Origin of the sequence: Paraoerskovia sediminicola (assembly GCF_030296575.1) — a bacterium.
Taxonomy (GTDB): Bacteria; Actinomycetota; Actinomycetes; order Actinomycetales; family Cellulomonadaceae; genus Paraoerskovia; species Paraoerskovia sediminicola.
The window spans coordinates 3,062,228-3,082,937 of record NZ_AP027729.1 but is presented as its reverse complement, the minus strand read 5'-3'; the positions used below and the strand labels follow the sequence as shown (position 1 = coordinate 3,082,937).

Here is a 20,710-nt window from a genome sequence, read left to right as displayed (position 1 = left end):
CGTCGGCGCGTCCCACGGTCGATCGGCACCGGTAGGTTCTAAGGTTGAGGCAGAGGTTGAAGGATGTACGACGGTCGCCACCGCGACGTCGTCGCCCGTAGGACAGAGCCCTGGGAGGCACCGTGAGCACGATCGGGAACTCGAGCGTCGGCCGTTCGTCGACGGATCCGGGTGCCCAGGGTCTGCTGTTCGGCGACGAGGTCAGCGGTCACGACGCGAGCACCGGCTACCGCGGACCCACCGCGTGCCGGGCCGCGGGGATCACCTACCGCCAGCTCGACTACTGGGCGCGGACCGGGCTGGTCGAGCCCTCCGTGCGCGGCGCTGCCGGCTCCGGCACGCACCGGCTCTACGGCTTCCGCGACGTCCTGGTGCTCAAGGTCGTCAAGCGCCTGCTCGACACGGGGGTCTCGCTCCAGCAGATCCGCACCGCGGTCACGGCACTGCGCGAGCGCGGTGTCGACGACCTCGCGCAGATCACCATCATGAGCGACGGCGCCAGCGTCTACGAGTGCACCTCGGCCGACGAGGTCATCGACCTCGTCCAGGGCGGGCAGGGAGTCTTCGGTATCGCGGTCGGTCGGGTCTGGCGCGAGGTCGAGGGGACCCTCGCCGAGCTGCCGACCGAGAGTCTCGACGCGGAGGACGACTCCGCGGCCGTCGAGGTTCCCGGGGACGAGCTGGCGGCGCGCCGTCGGACGCGACCCCGCGCCGTCTGAAACCACCGAGTGGAGGTCGACATGGCACGAACACCGGCAGACCCTGACGGGACCTCTCCCGACGACACCCTCGCCCAGCACCCCGAGTACGCCGAGGTCCACCTCCTCGAGGAGGACGAGACGGTCCCGCCGCGCCCCGAGGAAGAGATCGCGGACGCGGGGGACTGACCTACCGTCGACTACAGGAGCGGGCGCAGCGGGATCAGAGTCGTCTCGGAGAGCTTGGCGACGATCGTGCGCTTCTCCCACTCGACGAGCGTCAGCTCGCGGCAGTTCGTGAGGTCGGCAGCGAAGACCTTCTGCATCTGCTCGGCCAGCCCGGCGTCGACCACCTCGAGGTTCACCTCGTAGTTGCCGGTGAGCGAGAGCCGGTCGATGTTCGCGGTGCCGATCGTGGTCCAGCGACCGTCCACGGTGGCGGTCTTCGAGTGCACCATCGCGTCGCGGAAGAGGAAGATCCGGACGCCGCCCTCGAGGAGCGCCGTGAAGTGCCCGCGCGACAGCCAGTCCGCGACCACGTGGTTCGAGTGCTCCGGGACGATCACCCGGACGTCCACACCGCGCGCCGCCGCCATGAGCAGCGCGGCGAGGATCTCCTGGTCGGGGATGAAGTAGGCCTGGGTGATCGAGATCGACTTCGTCGCCCGGTCGATCGCGTCCAGGTAGAGACCGCGGATCGGGAACACGAGCCGCACCGGCTCGTTCCGTGCGGCGCGGATCGCCGGGTCCCACACGCTCGAGCCCGGGTCCGGCAGCGCCGGCTGCGGGTGCTTGCGGTACACGTTCCAGAAGTCGACGAACGCGTTCCGGAGCTCCCAGACACCGGGGCCCGTGACCCTCGCGTGCGTGTCGCGCCACGTGTTCGCGTACGCCGCGCCGATGTTGTAGCCACCCACGAAGCCGACCTCGTCGTCCACCACCAGGATCTTGCGGTGGTCGCGCCCGGACTTGCGGACGTTGAGCATCAGCCCCCGGCGCGGAAGACCGGGAACCGGATCACCTGGATCGACTCGGAGAACGTGAGCGCCTCCCGCGGGACGACGAGGTTGGCGAAGCCGTCGTAGACGACGAAGACGTCGACGCCGCGCGCCGCTGCGTCCTCGATCGCCGCCTTGAACTCGCGGCCGACCTTGTCGTCCTTCCAGATGTACGTCTCGAGCATCACGGTGTGCTTCGCCCCGCGGATCGCGGCGAGCATGTCGGCGTAGAGGTCCTCGCCGTAGGCGTACACCGTGACGGTGCTCTCGCCGACGACGCTCTCGGCCGGGGGAGTGATGGGGAACTTCCCGGTGAGCGGTCGCCGCCGTCGCTGGATCGAGTCGCTGATCATGATGCCGCCCGCCACCACGAACGGTGTCGCGGCCGCGACGACCGCCGAACGGGTCAGGAACCTGCCGAACGGCGTCTTCAGGAATCGGGTGGGCTCAGGCTGCGCGCTGCGGAAGAGATTCACGCGACGAAGACTACTGGTCCCGGCGCCGTCGGCGCCGCGCGGACCGCGAGGCGCTGCGGATCGCGAGGCTGTCGGTGCCGCACCTCGCGAGGGCACTGCGGACGGGCCTGAGGACGGGCCTGAGAATCGGCCTGGTGACCGACCGGCGGACGGGCCGGTCACGGACCGACGGTCCGCCCGGTCACCGTGACCTGAGCGCCTCGATCAGCTCGGCCTTGCGCATCGACGAGCGACCCTCAACGTCGAGCTCCGCGGCCCGTGCGCGCAGGTCCGCGACCGTCCACTCCTCGTACGCGGGGCTCGACCCGCCCCGCGCGCCGACCTCGGTGCGCGACGTCGCGGCTGAGGCGTTGGCGATCCGTGCCGCCTTCTCCTTCGAGGATCCCTCGTCCCGCAGCTTCTCGTACAGCTCGGGGTCCTTCACGCTCGGTCCGGGCCGACGTCCAGGCATGGTCCCCACCTCCGGGTCGCGCGGCACGTCCGTGTCGCGCCTCGAGTCGTTCGCCACCTCGGACGATGACCCCGCCGGGTCGTCCTCGCAACGGGACAGTGCGAGCGGGTGCGGATCCGGCGTGCGTGGCGCACGATCGGGACGCGCAGACGCGCGGCGACAGTGGACGGTCAGGTCGGGCGAGGGAGAGACGGTGGGTCAGGGCAAGGGAGAGTCAGTGGGTACGGACGGTCGGGACGAGTCCCGCGAGCAGCGGATGGACCGCAACTGGAACGAGCTGCTGCAGGAGCTGCGCGTCACGCAGACCGGGATCCAGATCCTCACCGGGTTCTTGCTGACCATCCCGTTCTCGGCGCGGTTCTCCGATCTCGACGACCACCAGCGCACCGTCTACCTGGTGCTGGTGCTCCTCGCCGCGCTGGCGACAGGTCTGGTGGTCGCTCCCGTGAGCCTGCACCGCATCCTGTTCCGGCGGCACCGCAAGGTTGAGCTGGTCACCGTCGCGGACCGGCTGGCCCGGGCGGGGCTCGCCGTCCTCTCGCTGGTCATCTCCGGGTGCGTGATGTTCATGTTCGACGTCGTGGTCGGACGCGCCGCGGGTTGGTGGGCCGGCGGTGCCACGCTGGCGATGATCACGGTGCTGTGGCTCGTCGTCCCGCTGCGTCTCACCCAGGGGGCGTCACGGGTCGGTCCGTGACCTCCTGTGGCTCGGTGCTCCTGGACGTGCTGCTCGCTGCGCCGACGCCGGTCGACGTGCTGGTGGACCGGGGGCCTGGCTCGAGCGGGTGGGCGCGGATCGCCGCGTCGAGCTCGCCGTCGATCCGGTCGAGGTAGACCCCGGTCGTGGCGATGGACCGGTGCCCCAGGAGCTCGGCCACGACCTTGACGTCCCAGCCCGAAGCGACCAGGAGCGTCGCACTGGTGTGCCGCAGCGCGTGGGGTGTCGCCTCCCGCCGGTAGTCGCCCGGCATCGCTGCCACACCGCGTCGGACGACGGCCCGCACGCCCTGCGCGTCGAGGCGGCGCCCGCGCCACGAGAGCAGGAGCGCGCGGCGCGCGTCGTCGTCGCCCGGTCCGCGTGCGAGCAGGTCGCCGCGCAGTCCGGCGAGGTATTCGTCGAGCGCGTCCACGAGCGGGGAGAGAGCCCGAGGGTCCGCGTGGAGCCGCCTTTGCCCCGGACACGCCATCGCACGTGGCCAGGTTCTCGGACGAGGTCGTCGAGGTCGGCTCCGACGAGCTCGCCCACTCTCGGTCCGAGCACGAGGAGCAGCGCCACCACGAGCCGGTCGCGGACGCGCAGGTCGTGGTCGTCGCGCGGCGGCGGCCGCGTCCCTGCTGTCGTGAGCAAGGACTGTGCGGCGGTGGCGGACAGCGCGGTACGGGCGATCCGTAGGCCCCCGCGCACCCGCGCCGGGGGAGCGGCCCACCGGAACGGGTCGGCCTGGACCCACCCCTGGCGCACCGCGTGGGCGAAGAAGCGGGTGAGGGACTGCCGGAACCGGTTGACGGTCGCTGTCGATCGGCCGGCAGCGGACGGCCTCCTGCTGCGGCGCTGGTCGGGTGTCGCCTGATAGCGGGCGAGGACGTCGTCGAGGTCCTCGCCCTCGAGGTCGTCGAGCGCCACGTCGGGGCCCACGAGGCGTTCGAGCTCTCGAACGTCCCGGACGTAGGCGGAGCAGGTCGTGGGGGAGAGGATGCCCCGAGCGGTCTCCCGCTCGACCAGACGCACGTACCCCGCGACGGCGTCGTGGACGCTGATGCGGTGCAGCTGCGGTGGTCGTGCCATCGTCGTGGTCGCCTCTGGGTCGGGGAGGATTACGGGAAGGGCAGTGTTTCCTTGGTCGTACAGGTGTGCGAACACGGTAGCGGTGGCCAGCGACAGAACGCCGAACCATGCTGTTGACCCAAACAGAATGGTTTGGGGTAAATGTCCGTATCCGATTCTCACGCGCATCGGCGATCTCAGCAACACACGAACCGACGAATGTGCGGTTGCAGGTTTGACTGGGTCGCAAGCGTCTTGGGCGGCCAGGGGTCGGCGGGGGCGGGCCAGTAGAGACGGACCGGTAGAGACGGACCGGCGCTTCGAAGGAGCTACGCCGCGGGCGGGGCGAACGCGGGCTGCAGCATCGCGTCGGCGCGCGGACGCGCGACGCGGCCGAACGGGTCGACGCACGAAGGCAACGGCGATCGACGAGACGGCTCAGCGGTCACAGGATCGTGGACGGCCGAGCGCGACGTCGAGCTGTCGGCTGCAGGATCGTCGGGACGTCGTACATGACGTCGGCCGGCGACAAACCCGCCGGGGCGTCCGCGGTCCTTGCGACACGGCGACGACGCGGAGCGTGTCGTCCGCGCGCTGCCGGGCGTGAGTGTCGACCGCACAGCGCCAGAAGGGGACCCGCCGCGGGCAGCGCAGGGCCGTGCGATGAGGGTGAAATGACATAATGTACATTATCGGCGTAACTTGTGGCGAGCGACGGCTCGGACCTATACGTTGCGAGCGTCACATTCCACGGACTTGGCGAGGTTCTGAATCATGACCGCCGATCAGAGGTCGACCTTGCAACTGGGTGAGAGTTCCCGACTCCACCAGCCTGCGGCGATTTCTCTCGGAATCCTTGCCGGCCTGGTCTGGTACCTCACGACGTCGATTCTCCTGTGGATGGCGTCTCCCCAAGCTTTTGAGGGCGATGCCTTTCGCCAAGGGTCTCCAGCGTTGCTCTTGACCCTCGGCCTCACCTTCGTCACTGGCCTCATGGTGTGGCTTGGCGTGCGCCTAGGCCGGGCGTTCGCACTGGCCGCAGCGATCTCGGTCTTCGTCGTCACAGTTCTGGTTGTGCTCATCTTTCCATTTCCCGGACAGCCGGAAGGTGAGCCGTTCAGGGTGCTTGTGGCGGGACAGTACGCGAGTCGCTACTACATTGCTCCGGTCTTCGCCGCGGCCATGTTCGCTTTCGCTCTCCGTCCCGAACGACGCAGCTCCTAGCCAAACGCAGTAGGGCCCCGTCTGGAGCCCTACGTCATGCTCGGAGCGACTGCGCGACCCCCTCGAGCGAGACCAGCTGTATCTCGTGGGCGTCGAGCCCGACGTGCATCCGCTTCGTCAGGTCCGGCCGTGCGTACATGAGCTGCTGGCGACGGCCTCGGCCACCTGCGCGGCCACTCCAGGTTTCCGACCCGTGAGCGGGATTGCCCCGTGCGGGTACTCGACCTTGACGCCAAGGTCCTTCGTGTCACGCTGCTCAATGTTGTCGTCGATCTCGGTGTCGACACGCGGCCTGCTGCAGTGCGGCAGTCGCCTGCCCGCGCGAGACTGATCTCGTGCGGACGCTGAACTTCGCGATGAACGTGAGCCTGGACGGCTACGTGTGCGGTCCCGGCGACGACCTCGGCTGGAGCGTCCCGAGCGACGAGCTGTTCCAGTGGTGGTCGGACCGTGTGGCCGCGACAGATCTGGCCCTGTACGGGCGTCGCCTGTGGGAGGCGATGAGCTCGCACTGGCCGACGGCCGACCAGCAGCCGGGCGTCACTCCACAGCACGCCGAGTACGCCCGTCGCTGGCGGGCGATGCCGAAGGTGGTGTTCTCCTCCACACTGAGCGCGCTCGACGGGGACGCGCGCCTGGTCGTCGGTGACGCCGTCGCCGAGATCGCTCGGCTCAAGGCCGAGGGCGAGGGTCACATGGACATCGGCGGGGCGACCCTCGCCGCGACGGCCATGCGTGCCGGCCTGATCGACGAGTACGTGCTCGCGACCGCGCCCGTTCTGGTGGGTGGTGGTACTCCGTTCTTCACCTCCCTCGACCGCTGGGTGGACCTGACCCTGGTGGAGACCCGCACCTTCCCGGGCGACGTCGTCGTGTCCCGGTACGCGGACCGCCCCGAGCGGTGAGGACCAGCGATCCGGAGCGAGCGGACCGCAGGAGCGCTAGCGTCCCGAGGATGGACATGCTGAAGGGCGATCAGATCGCAGCGGCCGGACTGACCGAGTGGCGCAAGCTGGCCCAGGGCCTCCATGCGCGCTATGGGGTCGAGGGCTTCAACGCCGGCGCACGGTTCGTCGCCGCCGTGGCAGACGCGGGAGACGAGCTCGGGCACCACCCGCGGGTGTCGATGGGTCGCACCTACGTCGACCTCAAGCTCAGCAGCGACGACGCCGTGTACCGCGAGGACGACGGCACGGAGCACGTGGTCGAGTGGGTCACCCAGCAGGACGTCGACCTCGCGCGCCGGATCACCGAGATCGCGGCGGCTCACGGGCTCGTCGCACAGCCGGGGTCGGTCAGTGTCATCGAGCTCGGGCTCGACGCGCGCTCGGCGACCGTCGCGCCGGTGTGGGCCGCCCTGCTGACGGGGCAGGCCGAGTCGCAGGGACACGGCTCCCCCAGCGACGAGATCCGGGACGCCACCGGGCGCGTACCGAACCTGTGGTTCGGCGACCTCGACGAGGACGCGGCGGCGCGCCAGCGGTTCCACGTCGAGGTGTACGTCGCGCCCGAGGTCGCCGAGGCGCGGATCGCCGCCGCCGTGGCGGCCGGCGGGACCGTGGTCGACGACAGCGACGCGCCCGGACTGACCGTCGTCGCTGATCAGGACGGCAACACGGGCGTCGTCTGCGTCGACGTGTCCGCGGTGCCGTAGGACCGGGCTGCAGGCCCCGTCCGTCCACCGCGCCGGCCACGGGCCCTCACCCGCCCCGCAACCTGCGCGCGTGCCACCAGCCGATTTGCGGCGCCGATCGCCACCTGGAACGCTGTATGCGCGCGATGGTGCGCCGTCCGGTGGTGAGCGACACGTTCACCGGACCTTCACGACTCCATGGAACAGTGGTTTGTCCGTGGTGGTTGCATTCCGGTAGACGACACGTCCGCTACCCCTTGGAGGATCACATGCCAGACCGTTCGTTGCGTGGGATGAGCATCGGTTCCAAGTCGATGGAGACGGACGAGGGCGTCGACTTCGCCCCCGCTTCCAGGCGCACTACGACTGCCCCAACGGGCACACGATCATCCTCCCGTTCTCCACCGAGGCCGAGGTCCCCCCGGTCTGGGAGTGCCGCTGCGGCGAGGAGGCCCTGCTCCGCGACGCCGAGCGTCCCGAGCCGAAGGCCGGCAAGCCGCCGCGCACGCACTGGGACATGCTCCTCGAGCGCCGCACGGTGAAGGAGCTCGAAGAGCTCCTCGACGAGCGTCTCGAGCTGCTCCGCGCGGGCAAGCTGCGTCGCAGCGCCTGAGCACGACGAACAGACGAGAAGGGCCCGCACCGGTCGACGGTGCGGGCCCTTCTCGCGTCGTCGGGAGGTCGTGGTCGACGCTCCGTGTCGCGTCAGAGCGTGCGCCGGTACTCGACGATCGGTCCGCCGTCGAGCGGGTGGGGCCTCTCCCCCGGTGACCGCGCGAATCCCGCCGCCTCGTAGAGCCGGACGGCGCCCGCGTTCGTCGGGCGGACCTCCAGCCGGATCTCGTCGTAGCCGTCCTGCCGCGCGAACTCGACCGCGTCGTCCAGCAGGGCCCGGCCCAGACCGCGGCCGGCGGCGGACGGGTGCACGGCGAGGTAGTTGAGCAGCGCGGTGCGCCTGGTCACCGGTGGCCTCTCCCCGGTGTCGGACGCCGTCCCCGGGCCCGGGAGCACCGCCGCGCCCTGGCCGAGGGTCAGGGCGAAGCCGGCGATCGGCGCTCCTGAGACACCGAGACGCACGGCCCCGTGCCCGAACGCGCTGCGCGCTCGGTCCGCCACCGCTCCTGGGGCTCGATGTCCGTCCCGAGCCTCGATCGCGGCGATCCAGACCCCGACGCACGCCGCGGCGTCGCGGGCCGGGTCGCCGGTGCGGATCACCGAGGCGTCAGCGTCCGGCGCCGGCGGCCTGTGACCACGCCGATCGCGACGAGGACGATCGCCGCGGCCCAGAGTGCGCGCTCGACCCAGCGGCCGGCGACGACCGCCGGCGTGAGGCTGGTGCGCAGCGGGAGCTGCGCGACGAGCTGGTCGGGCGTGAACAGCTCGGTCGCCTGGAGCAGCGTGCCGTCCGGTGCGATGATCCCGCTGACCCCGACGGTGGAGATCTGCACGGTCGCCCGGCCGGTCTCGACGGCGCGCAGGCGCGACATCGCGAGCTGTTGCGTCGACTCCGCAGTGAACCCGAAGGACGCGTTGTTGGTGGGGATGACGAGCACCTCTCCCCGGCGCGCACGGCGTCCTGGATCAGGCCGTCGTAGGCGACCTCGAAGCAGATGAGCGTCGCGAGCGGCACGGTCCGGTCAAGCCGTGGCACGTCGAGGTCGATGATGCCGACCTCCGTCCCGGCGATCATGTCGTTCGTGACCCGGTCCACCTGGTCGGTGAACAGTCGGACGAACCCGCGCATCGGGATGTACTCCCCGAACGCCGCCGGATGCTGCTTGGCGTAGCGGTCGACGACGCCCACCCCTGGCTCCCACAGCAGCGCGACGTTGTACCGGCCGCCGTCGGCGGGGAACTCCTGGGCCCCGACGAGGATCGGCGCGTCGACGGACTGCGCGGCGGCGTCGATGTCGTCGGCCACGTCGAGGGCGGTCTGCGGGTCGAGGTCCGACCCGTTCTCCGGCCACAGCACGACGTCGAGGTCACCCGGGTCGACCTCGTCGAGCAGCGCGTAGGTCCCGTCGACGTGGTTCTGGAGCACCTCGCCGCGGTTCGCGAACGCTCCGAGGCCGGGGTCGCCGACGTTCCCCTGGACGGCGCCGACCTCGAGCGTGCCGGACTGTGCCTCCGTGTCGAGGGGTACGAGCAGGGGCGCGACGACGAGGGCGCCGGCGACGCCGAGACCGACCAGCAGCGGCGCGACGCGGGTGGAGCGCGCCAGGACGGCGAGCGTGACGACCGCGAGGATCCCGCCGACGACCGCGACGAGGAACGACACGAGCGGCGCGCCACCGAGCCACGCGGCGCCGACGAGCGGCGAGTCGGCCTGCGAGAAGGCGAGCTTGCCCCAGGGGAACCCGCCGAACGGCCAGATCGAGCGCCACTGCTCTACGGCGACCCACAGCACGGCGAAGACGACGACCTGGGCCCACCGTCGATCTCGGAGCCAGGGCGCCCGCCGAGCCCAGGTGACTCCCGCACCGAGCGTCGCGAGGTACGACGCCTGGAGGGTGCCGAGCGCGAGCCACGGGACGACGGCGGTGGCCTCGTGCGCCCACCAGATGTGCGGGAGGAAGAACGTGAGGCCGTAGACCGCGGCGACGAGCGCGTTCCATCGGGCACTGTCACGGCCGAGGGCGAGGACCAGCAGGGCGATGCCGAGGAACGCCGTCGGCCACCAACCCACGTCCGGGAAGGCGAGCGCCGTCGCAGCACCTCCCGCGATCGCGAGAGCGAGGCTGGTCGCGCGGCCCGGGGGTGTCAGCACCCGAGCAGGCTACGGCACGCTCCGCGCCGCGCTCGAACCACCCGGGCGCTGGACCGGGCCGACCCGGAACCGTCAGGGCGTGGAGTGCCGAACGGCGTCGCTCCGGTGACGACTGGCACGGGCGACGGCACCGGCCACGACGTCGACCACGACGAAGCCGACGAGCGTGAAGCCGACGAGCGGCAACCACAGCCCGAGGACGACGGCACCGAGGACGACGGCACCGAGGACGACGGCGCCGAGCCCCCACCACGGCGCGTCACGGAGCGCACCCTGCTCGGGTGCCGGTCCCCCGACGCGACCGGACCCGCGGGGCGGCCGGCGCTTCCACCACATCGCGTAGCCGAGGACGACGAGAGCACCGATGCCGACGGCGAGCAGGAAGAGCACGACCTGGTTCGCGACGCCGAAGAGGACACCCATGTGCAGGTCGGTCCCCCAGCGCGCGAGCTTCGCCGAGATCGGGAAGTTGGCGAAGTCGGACCGGTCGACCTCGAGCATGGTCTCGGGGTCGAACGCGACGGCGTCGGCGGCGGTGGGCACCGTGCGCTTGATCTCGGAGACGACCCAGGCGGTCTCGGCGTCGGCCGGCGGCACGATCTCGACGTACGTGGAGTCGATGTTCGCGCGCTGGGCCGCCGCGAGGACGAAGGGGAACATCGCGGGGTCGCTCGGGCTCGACGTGGTGCCGCGCACGTGGTCCGCATGCTCCGCGTCCACCTCCGACGCGGCTGCGTCCACCGTGCCCTCGGTGTCCCCAGTGTCCTCGGTCGCGTCGATCGATGCCCCGTCGTCGCTCGCGAGCGTCGTGTCCATCCGGGGCGTCTGCCAGTCGAGCGCGGTGCGGAGCTCGCTGACGTTCTTCCCCGCGAGCTGCGACCACGTGATCCCGGTGGCCGAGAGGACGAGGGCGCCGATCACCACCCACAGGCCCACCGACGCGTGCCAGGAGAAGAGCCGCTTGTACCCCTTCGCGCGGACGGCGGGCCGCAGCAGGTCGGCCTTGCGGCGGGTCTTGCGGATCCTCACCAGCCACAGGGCGAGCCCCGCGACGACGATGATGCCCAGCCACGACGCAGCGAGCTCGCTGTAGAAGCGACCGGGGTCGCCGAGGTGCAGGCCCGAGTGCAGGCCGGCGACCCAGGTGCGCACGGGGAGACCGTCGCCGAACGAGGCGGCCAGATCGCCCCGGACCTCCCCCGTGCCAGGGTCGACGAAGACGGCCCGCGACTCGCCGAACGCCATGCCGTCCTCGTGGAACAGGACGCGCGTCGTGTCCCCCGGCTCGGGGGCCGGTCGCACGGCGCTGATCGTCGCGCCGTCGCCGACGTGCTCCTGGGCGGCGGTGACCTGCGCGTCGAGAGGGACGGTCGCCCCGGTCACCGGGGCGTGCAGCTCGTGGTCGTAGACGGCGTCCTCGATCGCCGGGGTCAGCGCGTACAGCGCGCCGCTGACCGCCGCGACCAGGATGAACGGCCCGACGAGGATCCCGGCATAGAAGTGCAGGCGACGCAGCAGGGCCCCGAACCACGGCGGACGGCGGCGTCGCTCGGGCCGTACCGGGGACCGGTCGGGAGGTGCGGGGGTCGTGCTGACGACGGTGTCAGTCATGGCTCTGCTCTCGGTGCTGGGGATCGCCGTCAGACGCCGGAGACCCGGGTCCGGGTCGGACGACGGGCTCGACGACACTGACGAGCGAGTGCTGCCCGAGATCGGTGGAACACCCGGGACGTACGCCGTTGTGGGGCGCGTGAACTATAGCGAGAGCGCTCTCACCCCTGTCAAGAGGCGGCCCCCGTCACCACGGGAGACGACCCGGCTGACGGCGCTCGCAGGACCCTGCCGGCGCTCGCAGCGCCGACCGGTGATCAGCACCGGCAGCACCTGCCAGAGCGTCAGCCCAGCGTGTCGTGGACGACGACGCCGTCGCGCACCGTCTGCAGGCAGGTCGGTTCCGGCTCGTCGCCGCCGAGCGCGGGCAGCAGCGGGGTGCCGGCCCGGGCGTCCGTGCTCCACGACGAGCGACGCTGGTTGCCGCCCTGGACGGCCAGGTGCTCGGCACGCCACACGGCCAGGTGCGCGGGGGCCCCGACCTTGATCTCCCCCGCCCCGCTGTCGTCGAGGTGCGCGAGCCGCCACCCTCCGCGGGTGTGCGCACGAAACGCGGCGCGGGCCGAGATCCTCTGCTCCGGGTCTGCGTGCTCGAGCGTCGCGCGCACGGCGCCCCACGGGTCCAGCGGCGTCACGGGCGCGTCCGAGCCGAACGCGATCGGGATCCCGGCGCCGGCAAGGTCGGCGAACGCGTTCATGCCGCCGATGCGGGTCGAGCCCAGCCGCGTCGCGTACATCCCGTCGGGCCCGCCCCACGCGGCGTCGAACCCTGGCTGGATGCTGAGGCACACGCCGAGCAGCAGCAGGGAGCCGAGGGCGTTGGCGTCGACCATCATCGCGTGCTCGACGCGGTGCCGCGCAGCGCGCAGGGGGCCGTGACCGACCTGCTCGCCGGCCGCCGTCAGACCCTCGACGAACGTGTCCATGGCACGGTCGCCGATGACGTGGAACCCGCCCTGGGACCCGGCCTCGGTGACGGCGACGAGGTGCGCCGCGACCTGCTCGGCGTCGAGGTAGAGCAGACCGCGCCCGTCCGGACCGCCGGCCCCGTAGGCCGCGTCGGTGAGGTCGGTGTACCTGTGGCGCAGGGCCGCGGTGCGCGAGCCGATCGAGCCGTCGACGTCGAGGTCGCCGCCGATGCCCCGCAGACCCGGGAGCTCCTCGAGGAGCGCTCGCGCCTCGTCGGCCGTGGCGCAGAGCTCTCCGCGGTAGCCGACGACGAGGGGCAGCCCCGACGCCGGGTCACGGGTGTCGTCCATGAGCTCCCGGAGACCGGCGCGGGTGTCGATGTGCGGGGCGCTGTTCTCGTGGAGGCTGACGATCCCGCGCGACGCCGCGTGCTCGAGGACGATCCGGTACAGCTCGCTGCGACGCGCCGGCGGGAGGTCCCGCGCCGCGTCGCGGGCAGCCTCGTTCGCGTCGAGCGTGACCCAGCCCTCGTCCGTCCAGCCCTCGAGACCGGCCAGGCCGGCGCCGTCGGCCAGCGCGCTCGACACGACCGCGGAGTGCACGTCGACCCGCGCCGCATAGACCTTGGCACCTCGCGCCGCGTCGTCGAGCTCGTGCCGCGTCGGCGCACGTCCCTCCGGCCACTCGGTCTCGTCCCACCCGAAGGCCCGCACGACGTCGTCCGCCGCTGCGGCAGGGCGTGCGTCGACCGCGCGTCGGACGGCGGCCAGCGCCTCGCCGAGGCTGGTCACGCCCGCGCTCGCGGACAGGTCGACCCCGGTCAGCGCCAGCCCCGTCTCCAGGGTGTGCACGTGGGAGTCCACGAAGCCGGGCGCGACGAGGGCGCCGTCGAGCTCGACCACGCGGTCGGCTCGGTGCGCCAGCCCGTCGGCGGTGTCGTTCGCCCCGATCCAGGCGATCACCCCGTCGGCGACCAGGAGGGCTTCGGCGAAGGGGTCGGCGGCCGAGTGGATCGTCCCGCCCCGGTAGAGAATCGTCGTCACGACCCGAACGATAGGGGGTCGACCGGCCGATGGCGCAGTCGGGTTACCGTCAGAGGCTGGAGTACGCCACCACGCCCCGCCGCAGCGCGTCGATCGCGGTCCGCGCGGTCGAGCGCATCTTCGGGTCGGGGGCAGCCTTGGAGAGCTGGTCGAGCACGTCGATGACCTGCTTGCACCAGCGGACGAAGTCGCCGGCGGCAAGCTCGGACCCCCGCAGCACGTGGTCCAGGGACCGCCCCGTGGCCCAGCGGTGCACCGCCGAGACGAGGCCGAGGTCCGGTTGCGACGCGGTGTCGACGCGGTGCGCGGCCTCGAGGTCCTCGACCTCCGACCACACGCGCACGGTCGCGTCGAGCGCGGTCGAGAGCCGCCCCTGCGGACCGCCGGGGATGTGGGGTTCACCACCTTCGTCCCGACGCGCGCTGTAGACGATCGTCGAGACGGCCGCGGCGAGCCCGGGAGCGTCCAGCCCGGTCCATGCGCCGCGCCGCAGGCACTCGGCGAGCAGCAGGTCGTTCTCGGCGTAGAGGTGACGCAGCCAGCGACCGTCGTCGGTGACCCGCGTCGCCGGCCCACCCTCGTCGTCCACCGTCTCCAGGTATCCCAGCGACATCAGCACGTCGCAGATGTGGTCGAAGACCCTGGCGATCGACCCCGTGCGCCCCTCGACGCGACGCAGCAGCGCGTCATGCTCCTTCTTCAGGGTCTGCCACCGTTCCGCCCACCGGGCGTGGTCCTCCCGCTCGGGGCACGCGTGGCAGGGGTGCGCCTTCATCGCCGCGCGCAGGCGCGCGATCTCGCGGTCGTCGTGCGCCGCGGCGCGCGTGCGTCCGCGCCGGCCACCGGGACGACCGCCGTTGCTGTCGCCGTCCCGCGCGCTCTCGGCCTCGGCGACGGCGCCGCGCAGGTCCCACGCCAGCGCGGCGCGCTCCTTCGGGGCCCGCGGGTTGAACTTCTTCGGGATCCGCAGCCTGGCGACGGTCTCGATGCCGTTCGGGGCGTCGGCGACCGTCAGCTTCTTGACCTGCTTGTCCTCGGTGAGCACCGACGGCCTCGGACCGTCGAAGCCGCCGTCGCCCTGCGCGAGGACGACCACGTGTCCCGAGCGCCGGCCGGACGGGACCTCGACGACGTCCCCGGGGCGCAGCCGCTCGAGGGCCGCCACGGTCTCCGCCCGGCGGTCCTTGCGCTCGGAGCGCGACAGGTCCTTCTCGCGGGCACCGATACGACGCCGCAGGTCGGCGTACTCCGTGAAGCTGCCGCGATCGCAGCGCATCGCCTCCGCGTACCCGTCCAGTGCCTCGGCGTGGGCCTGCGCCTGCTTGGCGAGCCCCACGACCCCGCGGTCGGCCTGGAACTGCGCGAACGACGTCTCGAGCACGTCGCGCGCCCGCGCACGCCCCACCTGCTCGACGAGGTTGACCGCCATGTTGTACGTCGGCCGGAAGCTCGACCGCAGCGGGTACAGCCGTCGCGAGGCGAGCCCGGCGAGCGCGACCGGGTCGAGCCCCTGGTGCTCGACGACCACGGCATGGCCTTCCACGTCGATGCCCCGCCGTCCCGCGCGACCCGTCAGCTGGGTGTACTCCCCCGGGGTCACGTCGACGTGCGAGGTCCCGTCCCACTTGACGAGCTTCTCCAGCACCACGGAGCGCGCCGGCATGTTGATGCCGAGCGCCAGGGTCTCGGTCGCGAACACGACCTTCACGAGGCCGCGGCTGAAGAGGTCCTCGACCGTCTCCTTGAAGATCGGCAGCATCCCGGCGTGGTGCGCCGCGACACCCCGCGCCAGGGACTCCGCCCACGTGTGGAACCCGAGCACCTGCAGGTCCTCGGCCGGCAAGGTCTGGGCCCGCTGCTCGACCGCGGCGCGGATCTCGGCCTCCTCGGCGGCAGACGTCAGCCGCAGCCCCGCCGTGAGGCACTGCGTGACGGCCCCCTCGCAGCCCGCCCGCGAGAAGATGAAGTAGATGGCGGGGAGCAGCTCGGCCTCGTGCAGCGCGTCCACGACCGCGAACCGCGCCGGAGACCGCCGGCCGACCGCTCCGCGCGCGCCACCGTCCGGTCGGCCGCCGCTGCCGCCCGTCCGACGGTCGGTGCTCCGGCCGCCCCCACCGGAGCCCCCGCGGCCCGGCGCACCACGGCCGCGGGCTCGACGCCCCCGGGGCCCCGGTACCCGCGGTCCCCCGAGCCGTACCGCCCGCCGCCCGGACCCGGCCGGTCGCCCCGCCCCGCGCGGAACGCCGCCACGAGATCAGGGCTGATCGGCGGGTCCGTCCCCGGGTCGGTCGGGTCCACGTCCTCCGCGTACAGGTCGTGCATGTCGGGGGCCCCGCGAGCCTCGCGCGACCCCAGCACGACGTGCTGCCACAGGGGCACGGGACGGCGCTCGCTGACCACCACGGCGGTGTCCCCGCGCACCATCTCGAGCCAGTCGCCGAACTCCTCCGCGTTCGAGACGGTCGCCGAGAGCGAGACGAGCTGGACGTCGTCCGGCAGGTGGATGATGACCTCCTCCCAGACCGGGCCGCGGAACCGGTCGGCGAGGTAGTGCACCTCGTCCATGACGACGAACGCGAGGCCGTCGAGGGCCGAGGACCCGGCGTACAGCATGTTGCGCAGGACCTCGGTGGTCATGACGACGACCTGCGCGTCGCCGTTGATCGCGGTGTCACCGGTGAGGAGGCCGACCTCGTCGGGCCCGTAGCGCCGGACCAGGTCGGCGTACTTCTGGTTGGAGAGCGCCTTGATGGGGGTCGTGTAGAACGCCTTGCGGCCGCCGGCGAGGGCGAGGTGGATCGCGAACTCCCCCACGACCGTCTTGCCGGCACCCGTCGGCGCAGCGACCAGGACGCCGCGCCCCGCCTCGAGGGAGGTGCAGGCGTCGACCTGGAACGGGTCGAGATCGAAGCCCAGCGACCGGCGGAACGAACCCAGCTCCGTCCGCTCCGCACGCGCCCTGTCCTCGGCGGCCGCGAACCGCTCGGCCGGTGAAAGACTCTCGGACTGCTCCCGACGACTGCTGCGTTCCGCCATGCCGCCACCCTATGGTCCGCGAGGCGCTGGCCGCCGTTCCTCTCGATGGCGCGCCGACCGGTCCGGGAGGCCCGCAGCGAGCGGCTCGGTCAGCCGCTCCGCGGCGCCAGCACGTGCAGCGCCCCGGGCCTGACCTCGACGGTGACCGGGAGCGCGCCGACCGTCTCGCCGTCCGCGAAGGCCACGGGCGGGGGCGCGCCTGCCGTCGTGGGCTCGATCGTGACGCGGCGCGCACGGAACGTCTGGACGCCCTCGACGGCGAGGTGCCGGCCGCGGTACAGGCCGGGGAAGATCCGGGCGACGCGCAGGCGACCGAACGGGGCGGCGACGACGACGTCGAGGAGCCCGTCGTCGATCACCGCGGTGGGCGCGATCCTGATGCCTCCGCCGATGCGTGGCCCGTTGGCGACGGCGACGAGCGTGCCCGGCGACTCCCACACGCGGTCGTCCGCGACGATCCGGTAGCCGTAGGGGACAAAGCCCCGCAGCTCGCTCGCGGCGGCGCGCACGTACCGGGCCGGCCCACCGGGCCAGGTGAGCGCGTTCGCGCGCGCGTTGATCGCGGCGTCGAGGCCGGCCGACAGCGCGCCGCAGAACCAGGTCTCACGACCGTCGGCGGACCTCACGTGCCCGGCGTCGACGACGCGGGGCCCGCCCTCGAGCCCACGGGCGATCGCCACGGCCGACGCCGGGACGTCCCGCACCGGGAGGCCGAGCACGCTCGCGGAGTCGTTGCCCGAACCCGTCGCGACGATCCCGAGCGGGACACCCGTCCCCGCGACCGCGTTGACCCCGAGATGGACCATCCCGTCGCCCCCGACGACCACCAGCGCGTCGATCGGAGCAGCGACGGGCGCGCCGACCGGAGCGGGCGTGGACATGACCGGGCCACGCTCCCCCGCGCCGGTACCCGTGCCCGTGCCGGCACCCGTCGACCGGTGTCGGACGGCGGAACGAGCGTTCCCGAGCGCTCCCGCGGCCGTGGTCGCGGACAGGTTCACGACGTCGTGGCCTGCCGCGTCGAGCAGCCTGATCGCCTCGCGGCCCGTACGCAGCCCGCGGCCGCCGCCGGCCGTCGGGTTGACGACGACCCCGAGCCTCACGCGGGCCGGTCCGCCCCGGTACCCGTGCGCTCGCCGGTGCCGGTGCCGGTGCCGGTGCCGGTGACCTCGTCAGGATCCGAGCGCCTGTCGACCCGCCGGTCGTGCAGCACGCAGATCCCGAGCGCGATCCCGTACAGCCCGCAGATCGGGAGCGCGACCCAGATCATCGTGAGCGCGTCGGGGGTCGGCGTCATCACCGCGGCGAAGACGAACGCGATGAGGATCGCCCAGCGCCACCCGGTCGCCCACGTCCGGGCGCGGACGACACCGAGGAAGTTGAGCGCCACCATGATCACGGGCAGGAGGAACGCGATCCCGAACGCGAGGACCAGCCGCATGACGAACGACAGGTAGAGCTGGGCGTCGATAAAATTCGCGGAGTCCGGCGGGACGAAGTCCGTGAGGATCTTCACCGCGTGCGGCAGGACCCACCAGGCCAGCGCGGCCCCGCCGAGGAACAGCGGCACGCCCGCCCCGAGGAACGCGAACGCGTACCGCTTCTCCTTGGACGTGAGGCCCGGGTTCACGAACGCCCAGATCTGGTACATCCACCACGGGGTCGAGATGAGGATGCCGATGAAGAACGACACCTTGATCTGCATGTCGATCGCGGTCGCGATGCCGCCGAAGTTGGTGGTCGTCAGGGTGTCGTTCTCCGCCGCGGCGTCCAGCAGCGGCTGCTGGAGCAGCGTGAAGACCGGGTCGTAGAGGAACCACCCGGCGACAGCACCGAGGACGATCCCGAGCGCGGCGAGGAAGAGTCGCTTGCGGACCTCGAGCAGGTGCTCACGCAGGGGCATCCGGCCCTCGGGGGCGGAGCGCTTGCGCGCCACGTGTCAGCCCTTCGAGGAGGAGTCGCCCGTGCCCGGGCCGCTCTGCGAGCTCGGGTCCCACAGACCGGGCGGCGTGGTGTCGGTGGTGCCGGGCGGCGGCGTGGCCGAGGGGCCGGTCGTCGGTCCGCCGCTCGCCGGCTGTCCGCCCGGTGGGGTCTGCCCGGTCGGCCCGCCGGACTGCGGCGTCCCCTGGGCCGTCCCAGACGTTGCGCCCGGTGCGGAGCTCCCGTCCACGCTGCCGTCGACGGTCTGCCCCGACTTCTTGTCGTCGCCGCGCATGTCGTCGACCTCGGACTTGAAGATCTTGAGCGACTGGCCGACGCTGCGTGCGAGGTCCGGGAGCCGCTTCGCCCCGAAGAGCAGCAGCACGACCACGACCAGCACGAGGATGTGCCAGGGCTTGAGGGCGTTCACAGGGTCTCTCCTCGGTCCGTCGATCGGTCTGGGTGCAGTTCGTCCTGCCGGACGTCCTGCGCATCGTCATGAGCTTCAGCCGGCGTGCGCCGACGTCAGGCAGCGTCTGCGACGCTCACCAGGTGCGACGCCGACGTGCCGATCCTACGTGCTCGAGGCGCACGCCCGGTGTCCGGGCACCGGACGGTCAGGCATCGGTCAGATGCCGTCGCGCATCCACCGGTCGCGCACCGCGGCGTCCCGGACCTCGCGGCGTGCCCGGGACTCGGCCTTCCGGATCCGGTCCTCGGCGCGCCTCGCGTCGGCCGCGGCGCGTGCGGCGTCCACGTCCTCGAGGTCGACGGGTCGGATCGCTGGGGACGCGTCGGCCAGCGCCTGGAGCTCGGCGGCGCGAGCCGAGAGCTGCGACGCGACGGACTGGGCCCGGGCGAGCTCGCTGCCCACCGCCTTCGCCCTGCGCCACACGTCACGCAGCAGCACGAAGAGCACGACGCCGGCCGCGACGACGAGCACGACCCAGATGATCCACCACATGGCCGTCAGCCTAGGCGTCCGTCGGTGCGGCCGGTGCGGGCGCGGGCGACCCGGTCGCGGGGTGGTCGGCGTACGCGCGGAGGGCGGCCCGCGCGGAGTCCACGATCTCGTCGGTGAGCGCGCTCGGCGCGACCGACCGCACGTGCTGCGCCTGCTCGAGGAGCAGGTGGCGCAACCACGTCGGGTTGGTGACGCGCAGGACGATCTCGACGCCGCCGTCCGCCAGATCGGTGACGCTCTCGACGGGGACCTGCTCGGCGATCCAGCGGGCCGACCCGTCGAGGAAGATCGTCGCGAGCGGAGCCTCGTCACCGGGCGTGTAGTCCACGTCCAGCGCGACCTCGTGGGACTCGACGGGGACGTCGAGCTCGGTGGCCGCGAGGATCCGGTCGATGCGGAACGTGCGCCGAGCGTCGGCCCGGTGGCACCACGCGACCAGGTACGCGTGCTCGTCCTGCGTGTGCACGACGACGGGGTCGACGTCGCGCTCCGACGCGACGTCCGCGGCGGTCACATAGCGGATGCGCAGGCGGTGGCCCGCGGCCATCGCGGAGCTGACCGTGGCAAGGACCCCGGGGGCGCCCGGCGGCGCGAGCCGGACGTCGAGCGCGTCGGCCGCCTCCCCCGTCGCGGCGGTGAGCTTCTCCAGCACCGTGCCCAGGACGCGGGCACGGTCGTCGTCCGGCGGGAGCACGTCGCCCATCGCGCGCAGCGCGGCCACGAGGGCGATCGCCTCGCGGGGCCCGAGGCGCAGCGGCCGCGTGAGCCCGCGGGCCGCCGTCAGCCGCACGATCCCCTGCTCGAGCGAGTACGCGTCGAAGTCGATCAGGTCGTCGGGGAAGTACCCGGGCGTCCCGGTGACCCAGAGCGCGTCGATGTCCGCGAAGACCTGCGCGCTCGTGACCCCGAACCGCTCGGCGAGGTGGTCGACGCTCACCGCACCCACCTGCTCGAGGTAGGCCACGATGCCCAGCAACCGGACCACCCGGTCGTCCGCGCGCTCAGCCACGGCTGCCTCCCAGATCTGCTGCGGTCTGCAACCGCTCCAGCACGGCTGCGCGGACGTCGTCCGGCTCGAGCACGACGGCCGCGTCGCCGTAGCCCGCGACCTCGTCGGCCAGGCGCGAGACGGACGTGAAGGGCAGGTCGAGCAGGTCGCGGTCGCCGGCCGTGCCGGCGTCGCTCCCCGCGCCCGCAGCGCGCCCGCTCGCTCGG

General features: G+C 72.5%; 23 protein-coding genes and 1 pseudogene. 8 read left to right on the top strand and 16 right to left on the bottom strand.

Features of this window, described 5'->3' with window-relative positions; translation table 11 throughout:
* Positions 1–122 precede the first annotated feature (122 nt).
* Together QUE47_RS14230 and QUE47_RS14225 are read left to right on the top strand one after the other, a co-directional pair.
* The gene (locus QUE47_RS14230) at positions 123–719 is read left to right on the top strand and encodes a MerR family transcriptional regulator (RefSeq protein ID WP_286217818.1); all 597 of its coding nucleotides are present in this window, start codon (positions 123–125) and stop codon (positions 717–719) included.
* 21 nt (positions 720–740) lie between these two features.
* Positions 741–887 carry a hypothetical protein gene (locus QUE47_RS14225; RefSeq protein ID WP_286217817.1) on the top strand — a complete coding sequence of 49 codons (147 nt, stop codon included), beginning with the start codon at positions 741–743 and terminating at the stop codon, positions 885–887.
* A gap of 11 nt (positions 888–898) precedes the next feature.
* Here QUE47_RS14225 and QUE47_RS14220 read toward each other — a convergent pair whose 3' ends face one another.
* The 3 genes from QUE47_RS14220 to QUE47_RS14215 form a co-directional block, all read right to left on the bottom strand.
* Positions 899–1,684 (bottom strand): phospholipase D-like domain-containing protein, encoded by a 786-nt coding sequence (locus QUE47_RS14220; RefSeq protein ID WP_350227583.1) that lies wholly within the window; start codon positions 1,682–1,684, stop codon positions 899–901.
* On the bottom strand, positions 1,684–2,172 hold the full coding sequence (locus tag QUE47_RS16980; protein ID WP_350227581.1) for a phospholipase D-like domain-containing protein: 489 nt from the start codon (positions 2,170–2,172) through the stop codon (positions 1,684–1,686). The genes QUE47_RS14220 and QUE47_RS16980 overlap by 1 nt, the downstream gene beginning before the upstream one ends.
* 181 nt (positions 2,173–2,353) lie before the next feature.
* Positions 2,354–2,623, bottom strand: a complete 270-nt coding sequence (locus QUE47_RS14215) for a DUF7218 family protein (RefSeq protein ID WP_286217816.1) — start codon at positions 2,621–2,623, stop codon at positions 2,354–2,356.
* A 217-nt stretch (positions 2,624–2,840) separates the two neighbouring features.
* On the opposite strand from QUE47_RS14215, the gene QUE47_RS14210 reads away from it, so the two are divergent.
* Positions 2,841–3,320, top strand: a complete 480-nt coding sequence (locus tag QUE47_RS14210; protein ID WP_286217815.1) for a DUF6328 family protein — start codon at positions 2,841–2,843, stop codon at positions 3,318–3,320.
* Here QUE47_RS14210 and QUE47_RS14205 read toward each other — a convergent pair.
* Positions 3,289–3,753: a tyrosine-type recombinase/integrase gene (locus tag QUE47_RS14205; protein WP_286217814.1), complete on the bottom strand. Its 465-nt coding sequence runs from the start codon at positions 3,751–3,753 to the stop codon at positions 3,289–3,291. The genes QUE47_RS14210 and QUE47_RS14205 overlap by 32 nt on opposite strands.
* A 62-nt stretch (positions 3,754–3,815) precedes the next feature.
* On the opposite strand from QUE47_RS14205, the gene QUE47_RS14200 reads away from it, so the two are divergent.
* From QUE47_RS14200 to QUE47_RS14180, 5 genes and pseudogenes are all read left to right on the top strand, one after another.
* On the top strand, positions 3,816–4,016 hold the full coding sequence (locus QUE47_RS14200; protein ID WP_286217813.1) for a hypothetical protein: 201 nt from the start codon (positions 3,816–3,818) through the stop codon (positions 4,014–4,016).
* Between the two features lie 1,146 nt (positions 4,017–5,162).
* Positions 5,163–5,612 (top strand): hypothetical protein, encoded by a 450-nt coding sequence (locus QUE47_RS14195; protein WP_286217812.1) that lies wholly within the window; start codon positions 5,163–5,165, stop codon positions 5,610–5,612.
* 335 nt (positions 5,613–5,947) lie between these two features.
* On the top strand, positions 5,948–6,517 hold the full coding sequence (locus tag QUE47_RS14190; RefSeq protein ID WP_286217811.1) for a dihydrofolate reductase family protein: 570 nt from the start codon (positions 5,948–5,950) through the stop codon (positions 6,515–6,517).
* A 50-nt stretch (positions 6,518–6,567) separates the two neighbouring features.
* Positions 6,568–7,266: a 4a-hydroxytetrahydrobiopterin dehydratase gene (locus tag QUE47_RS14185; RefSeq protein ID WP_286217810.1), complete on the top strand. Its 699-nt coding sequence runs from the start codon at positions 6,568–6,570 to the stop codon at positions 7,264–7,266.
* Between the two features lie 248 nt (positions 7,267–7,514).
* Positions 7,515–7,858, top strand: a pseudogene (locus tag QUE47_RS14180) (RNA polymerase-binding protein RbpA).
* 92 nt (positions 7,859–7,950) lie between these two features.
* Here the strand turns inward: QUE47_RS14180 and QUE47_RS14175 are convergent.
* From QUE47_RS14175 to QUE47_RS16970, 12 genes are all read right to left on the bottom strand, one after another.
* Positions 7,951–8,460: a GNAT family N-acetyltransferase gene (locus tag QUE47_RS14175; RefSeq protein WP_286217809.1), complete on the bottom strand. Its 510-nt coding sequence runs from the start codon at positions 8,458–8,460 to the stop codon at positions 7,951–7,953.
* A 7-nt stretch (positions 8,461–8,467) separates the two neighbouring features.
* Positions 8,468–10,012, bottom strand: coding sequence for an apolipoprotein N-acyltransferase (lnt, locus tag QUE47_RS14170; protein ID WP_350227579.1), 1,545 nt, complete (start codon positions 10,010–10,012; stop codon positions 8,468–8,470).
* 72 nt (positions 10,013–10,084) lie between these two features.
* Positions 10,085–11,623 (bottom strand): PepSY-associated TM helix domain-containing protein, encoded by a 1,539-nt coding sequence (locus QUE47_RS14165; protein WP_286217808.1) that lies wholly within the window; start codon positions 11,621–11,623, stop codon positions 10,085–10,087.
* A gap of 284 nt (positions 11,624–11,907) precedes the next feature.
* Positions 11,908–13,575, bottom strand: coding sequence for an amidohydrolase (locus QUE47_RS14160; RefSeq protein ID WP_286217807.1), 1,668 nt, complete (start codon positions 13,573–13,575; stop codon positions 11,908–11,910).
* A 49-nt stretch (positions 13,576–13,624) separates the two neighbouring features.
* On the bottom strand, positions 13,625–15,583 hold the full coding sequence (locus QUE47_RS14155; protein ID WP_434019696.1) for a DEAD/DEAH box helicase: 1,959 nt from the start codon (positions 15,581–15,583) through the stop codon (positions 13,625–13,627).
* On the bottom strand, positions 15,475–16,611 hold the full coding sequence (locus QUE47_RS17310) for a DEAD/DEAH box helicase (RefSeq protein WP_434019695.1): 1,137 nt from the start codon (positions 16,609–16,611) through the stop codon (positions 15,475–15,477). The genes QUE47_RS14155 and QUE47_RS17310 overlap by 109 nt, the downstream gene beginning before the upstream one ends.
* An 89-nt stretch (positions 16,612–16,700) precedes the next feature.
* Complete coding sequence (locus QUE47_RS14150; RefSeq protein WP_286217806.1) at positions 16,701–17,714, bottom strand: diacylglycerol/lipid kinase family protein; 1,014 nt, start codon at positions 17,712–17,714, stop codon at positions 16,701–16,703.
* Positions 17,711–18,514, bottom strand: coding sequence for a twin-arginine translocase subunit TatC (gene tatC, locus QUE47_RS14145; RefSeq protein ID WP_286219525.1), 804 nt, complete (start codon positions 18,512–18,514; stop codon positions 17,711–17,713). Before tatC ends, QUE47_RS14150 begins: the two co-directional genes overlap by 4 nt.
* 36 nt (positions 18,515–18,550) lie before the next feature.
* Positions 18,551–18,961, bottom strand: coding sequence for a Sec-independent protein translocase subunit TatA (gene tatA / locus QUE47_RS16975; protein ID WP_350227577.1), 411 nt, complete (start codon positions 18,959–18,961; stop codon positions 18,551–18,553).
* A gap of 198 nt (positions 18,962–19,159) precedes the next feature.
* A complete protein-coding gene (locus tag QUE47_RS14135) occupies positions 19,160–19,495 on the bottom strand; it encodes a hypothetical protein (protein WP_286217805.1) in 336 nt (111 codons plus the stop codon).
* Positions 19,496–19,505: 10 nt separating this feature from the next.
* The gene (locus QUE47_RS14130) at positions 19,506–20,504 is read right to left on the bottom strand and encodes a helix-turn-helix transcriptional regulator (protein ID WP_286219524.1); all 999 of its coding nucleotides are present in this window, start codon (positions 20,502–20,504) and stop codon (positions 19,506–19,508) included.
* Positions 20,497–20,616: a WCX domain-containing protein gene (locus QUE47_RS16970; RefSeq protein WP_350227758.1), complete on the bottom strand. Its 120-nt coding sequence runs from the start codon at positions 20,614–20,616 to the stop codon at positions 20,497–20,499. The genes QUE47_RS14130 and QUE47_RS16970 overlap by 8 nt, the downstream gene beginning before the upstream one ends.
* Between the last annotated feature and the right edge of the window lie 94 nt (positions 20,617–20,710).

Excerpts from the sequence above, each read along its gene's own strand:
- QUE47_RS14185 (WP_286217810.1), top strand. The coding sequence starts at position 6,568 with ATGGACATGCTGAAGGGCGATCAGATCGCAGCGGCCGGACTGACCGAG.
- QUE47_RS17310 (WP_434019695.1), bottom strand. The coding sequence starts at position 16,611 with ATGGCGGAACGCAGCAGTCGTCGGGAGCAGTCCGAGAGTCTTTCACCG.
- tatC (WP_286219525.1), bottom strand. The coding sequence starts at position 18,514 with ATGCCCCTGCGTGAGCACCTGCTCGAGGTCCGCAAGCGACTCTTCCTC.
- QUE47_RS14195 (WP_286217812.1), top strand. The coding sequence starts at position 5,163 with ATGACCGCCGATCAGAGGTCGACCTTGCAACTGGGTGAGAGTTCCCGA.
- QUE47_RS14165 (WP_286217808.1), bottom strand. The coding sequence starts at position 11,623 with ATGACTGACACCGTCGTCAGCACGACCCCCGCACCTCCCGACCGGTCC.
- QUE47_RS14220 (WP_350227583.1), bottom strand. The coding sequence starts at position 1,684 with ATGCTCAACGTCCGCAAGTCCGGGCGCGACCACCGCAAGATCCTGGTG.
- QUE47_RS14135 (WP_286217805.1), bottom strand. The coding sequence starts at position 19,495 with ATGTGGTGGATCATCTGGGTCGTGCTCGTCGTCGCGGCCGGCGTCGTG.
- QUE47_RS14225 (WP_286217817.1), top strand. The coding sequence starts at position 741 with ATGGCACGAACACCGGCAGACCCTGACGGGACCTCTCCCGACGACACC.
- QUE47_RS14215 (WP_286217816.1), bottom strand. The coding sequence starts at position 2,623 with ATGCCTGGACGTCGGCCCGGACCGAGCGTGAAGGACCCCGAGCTGTAC.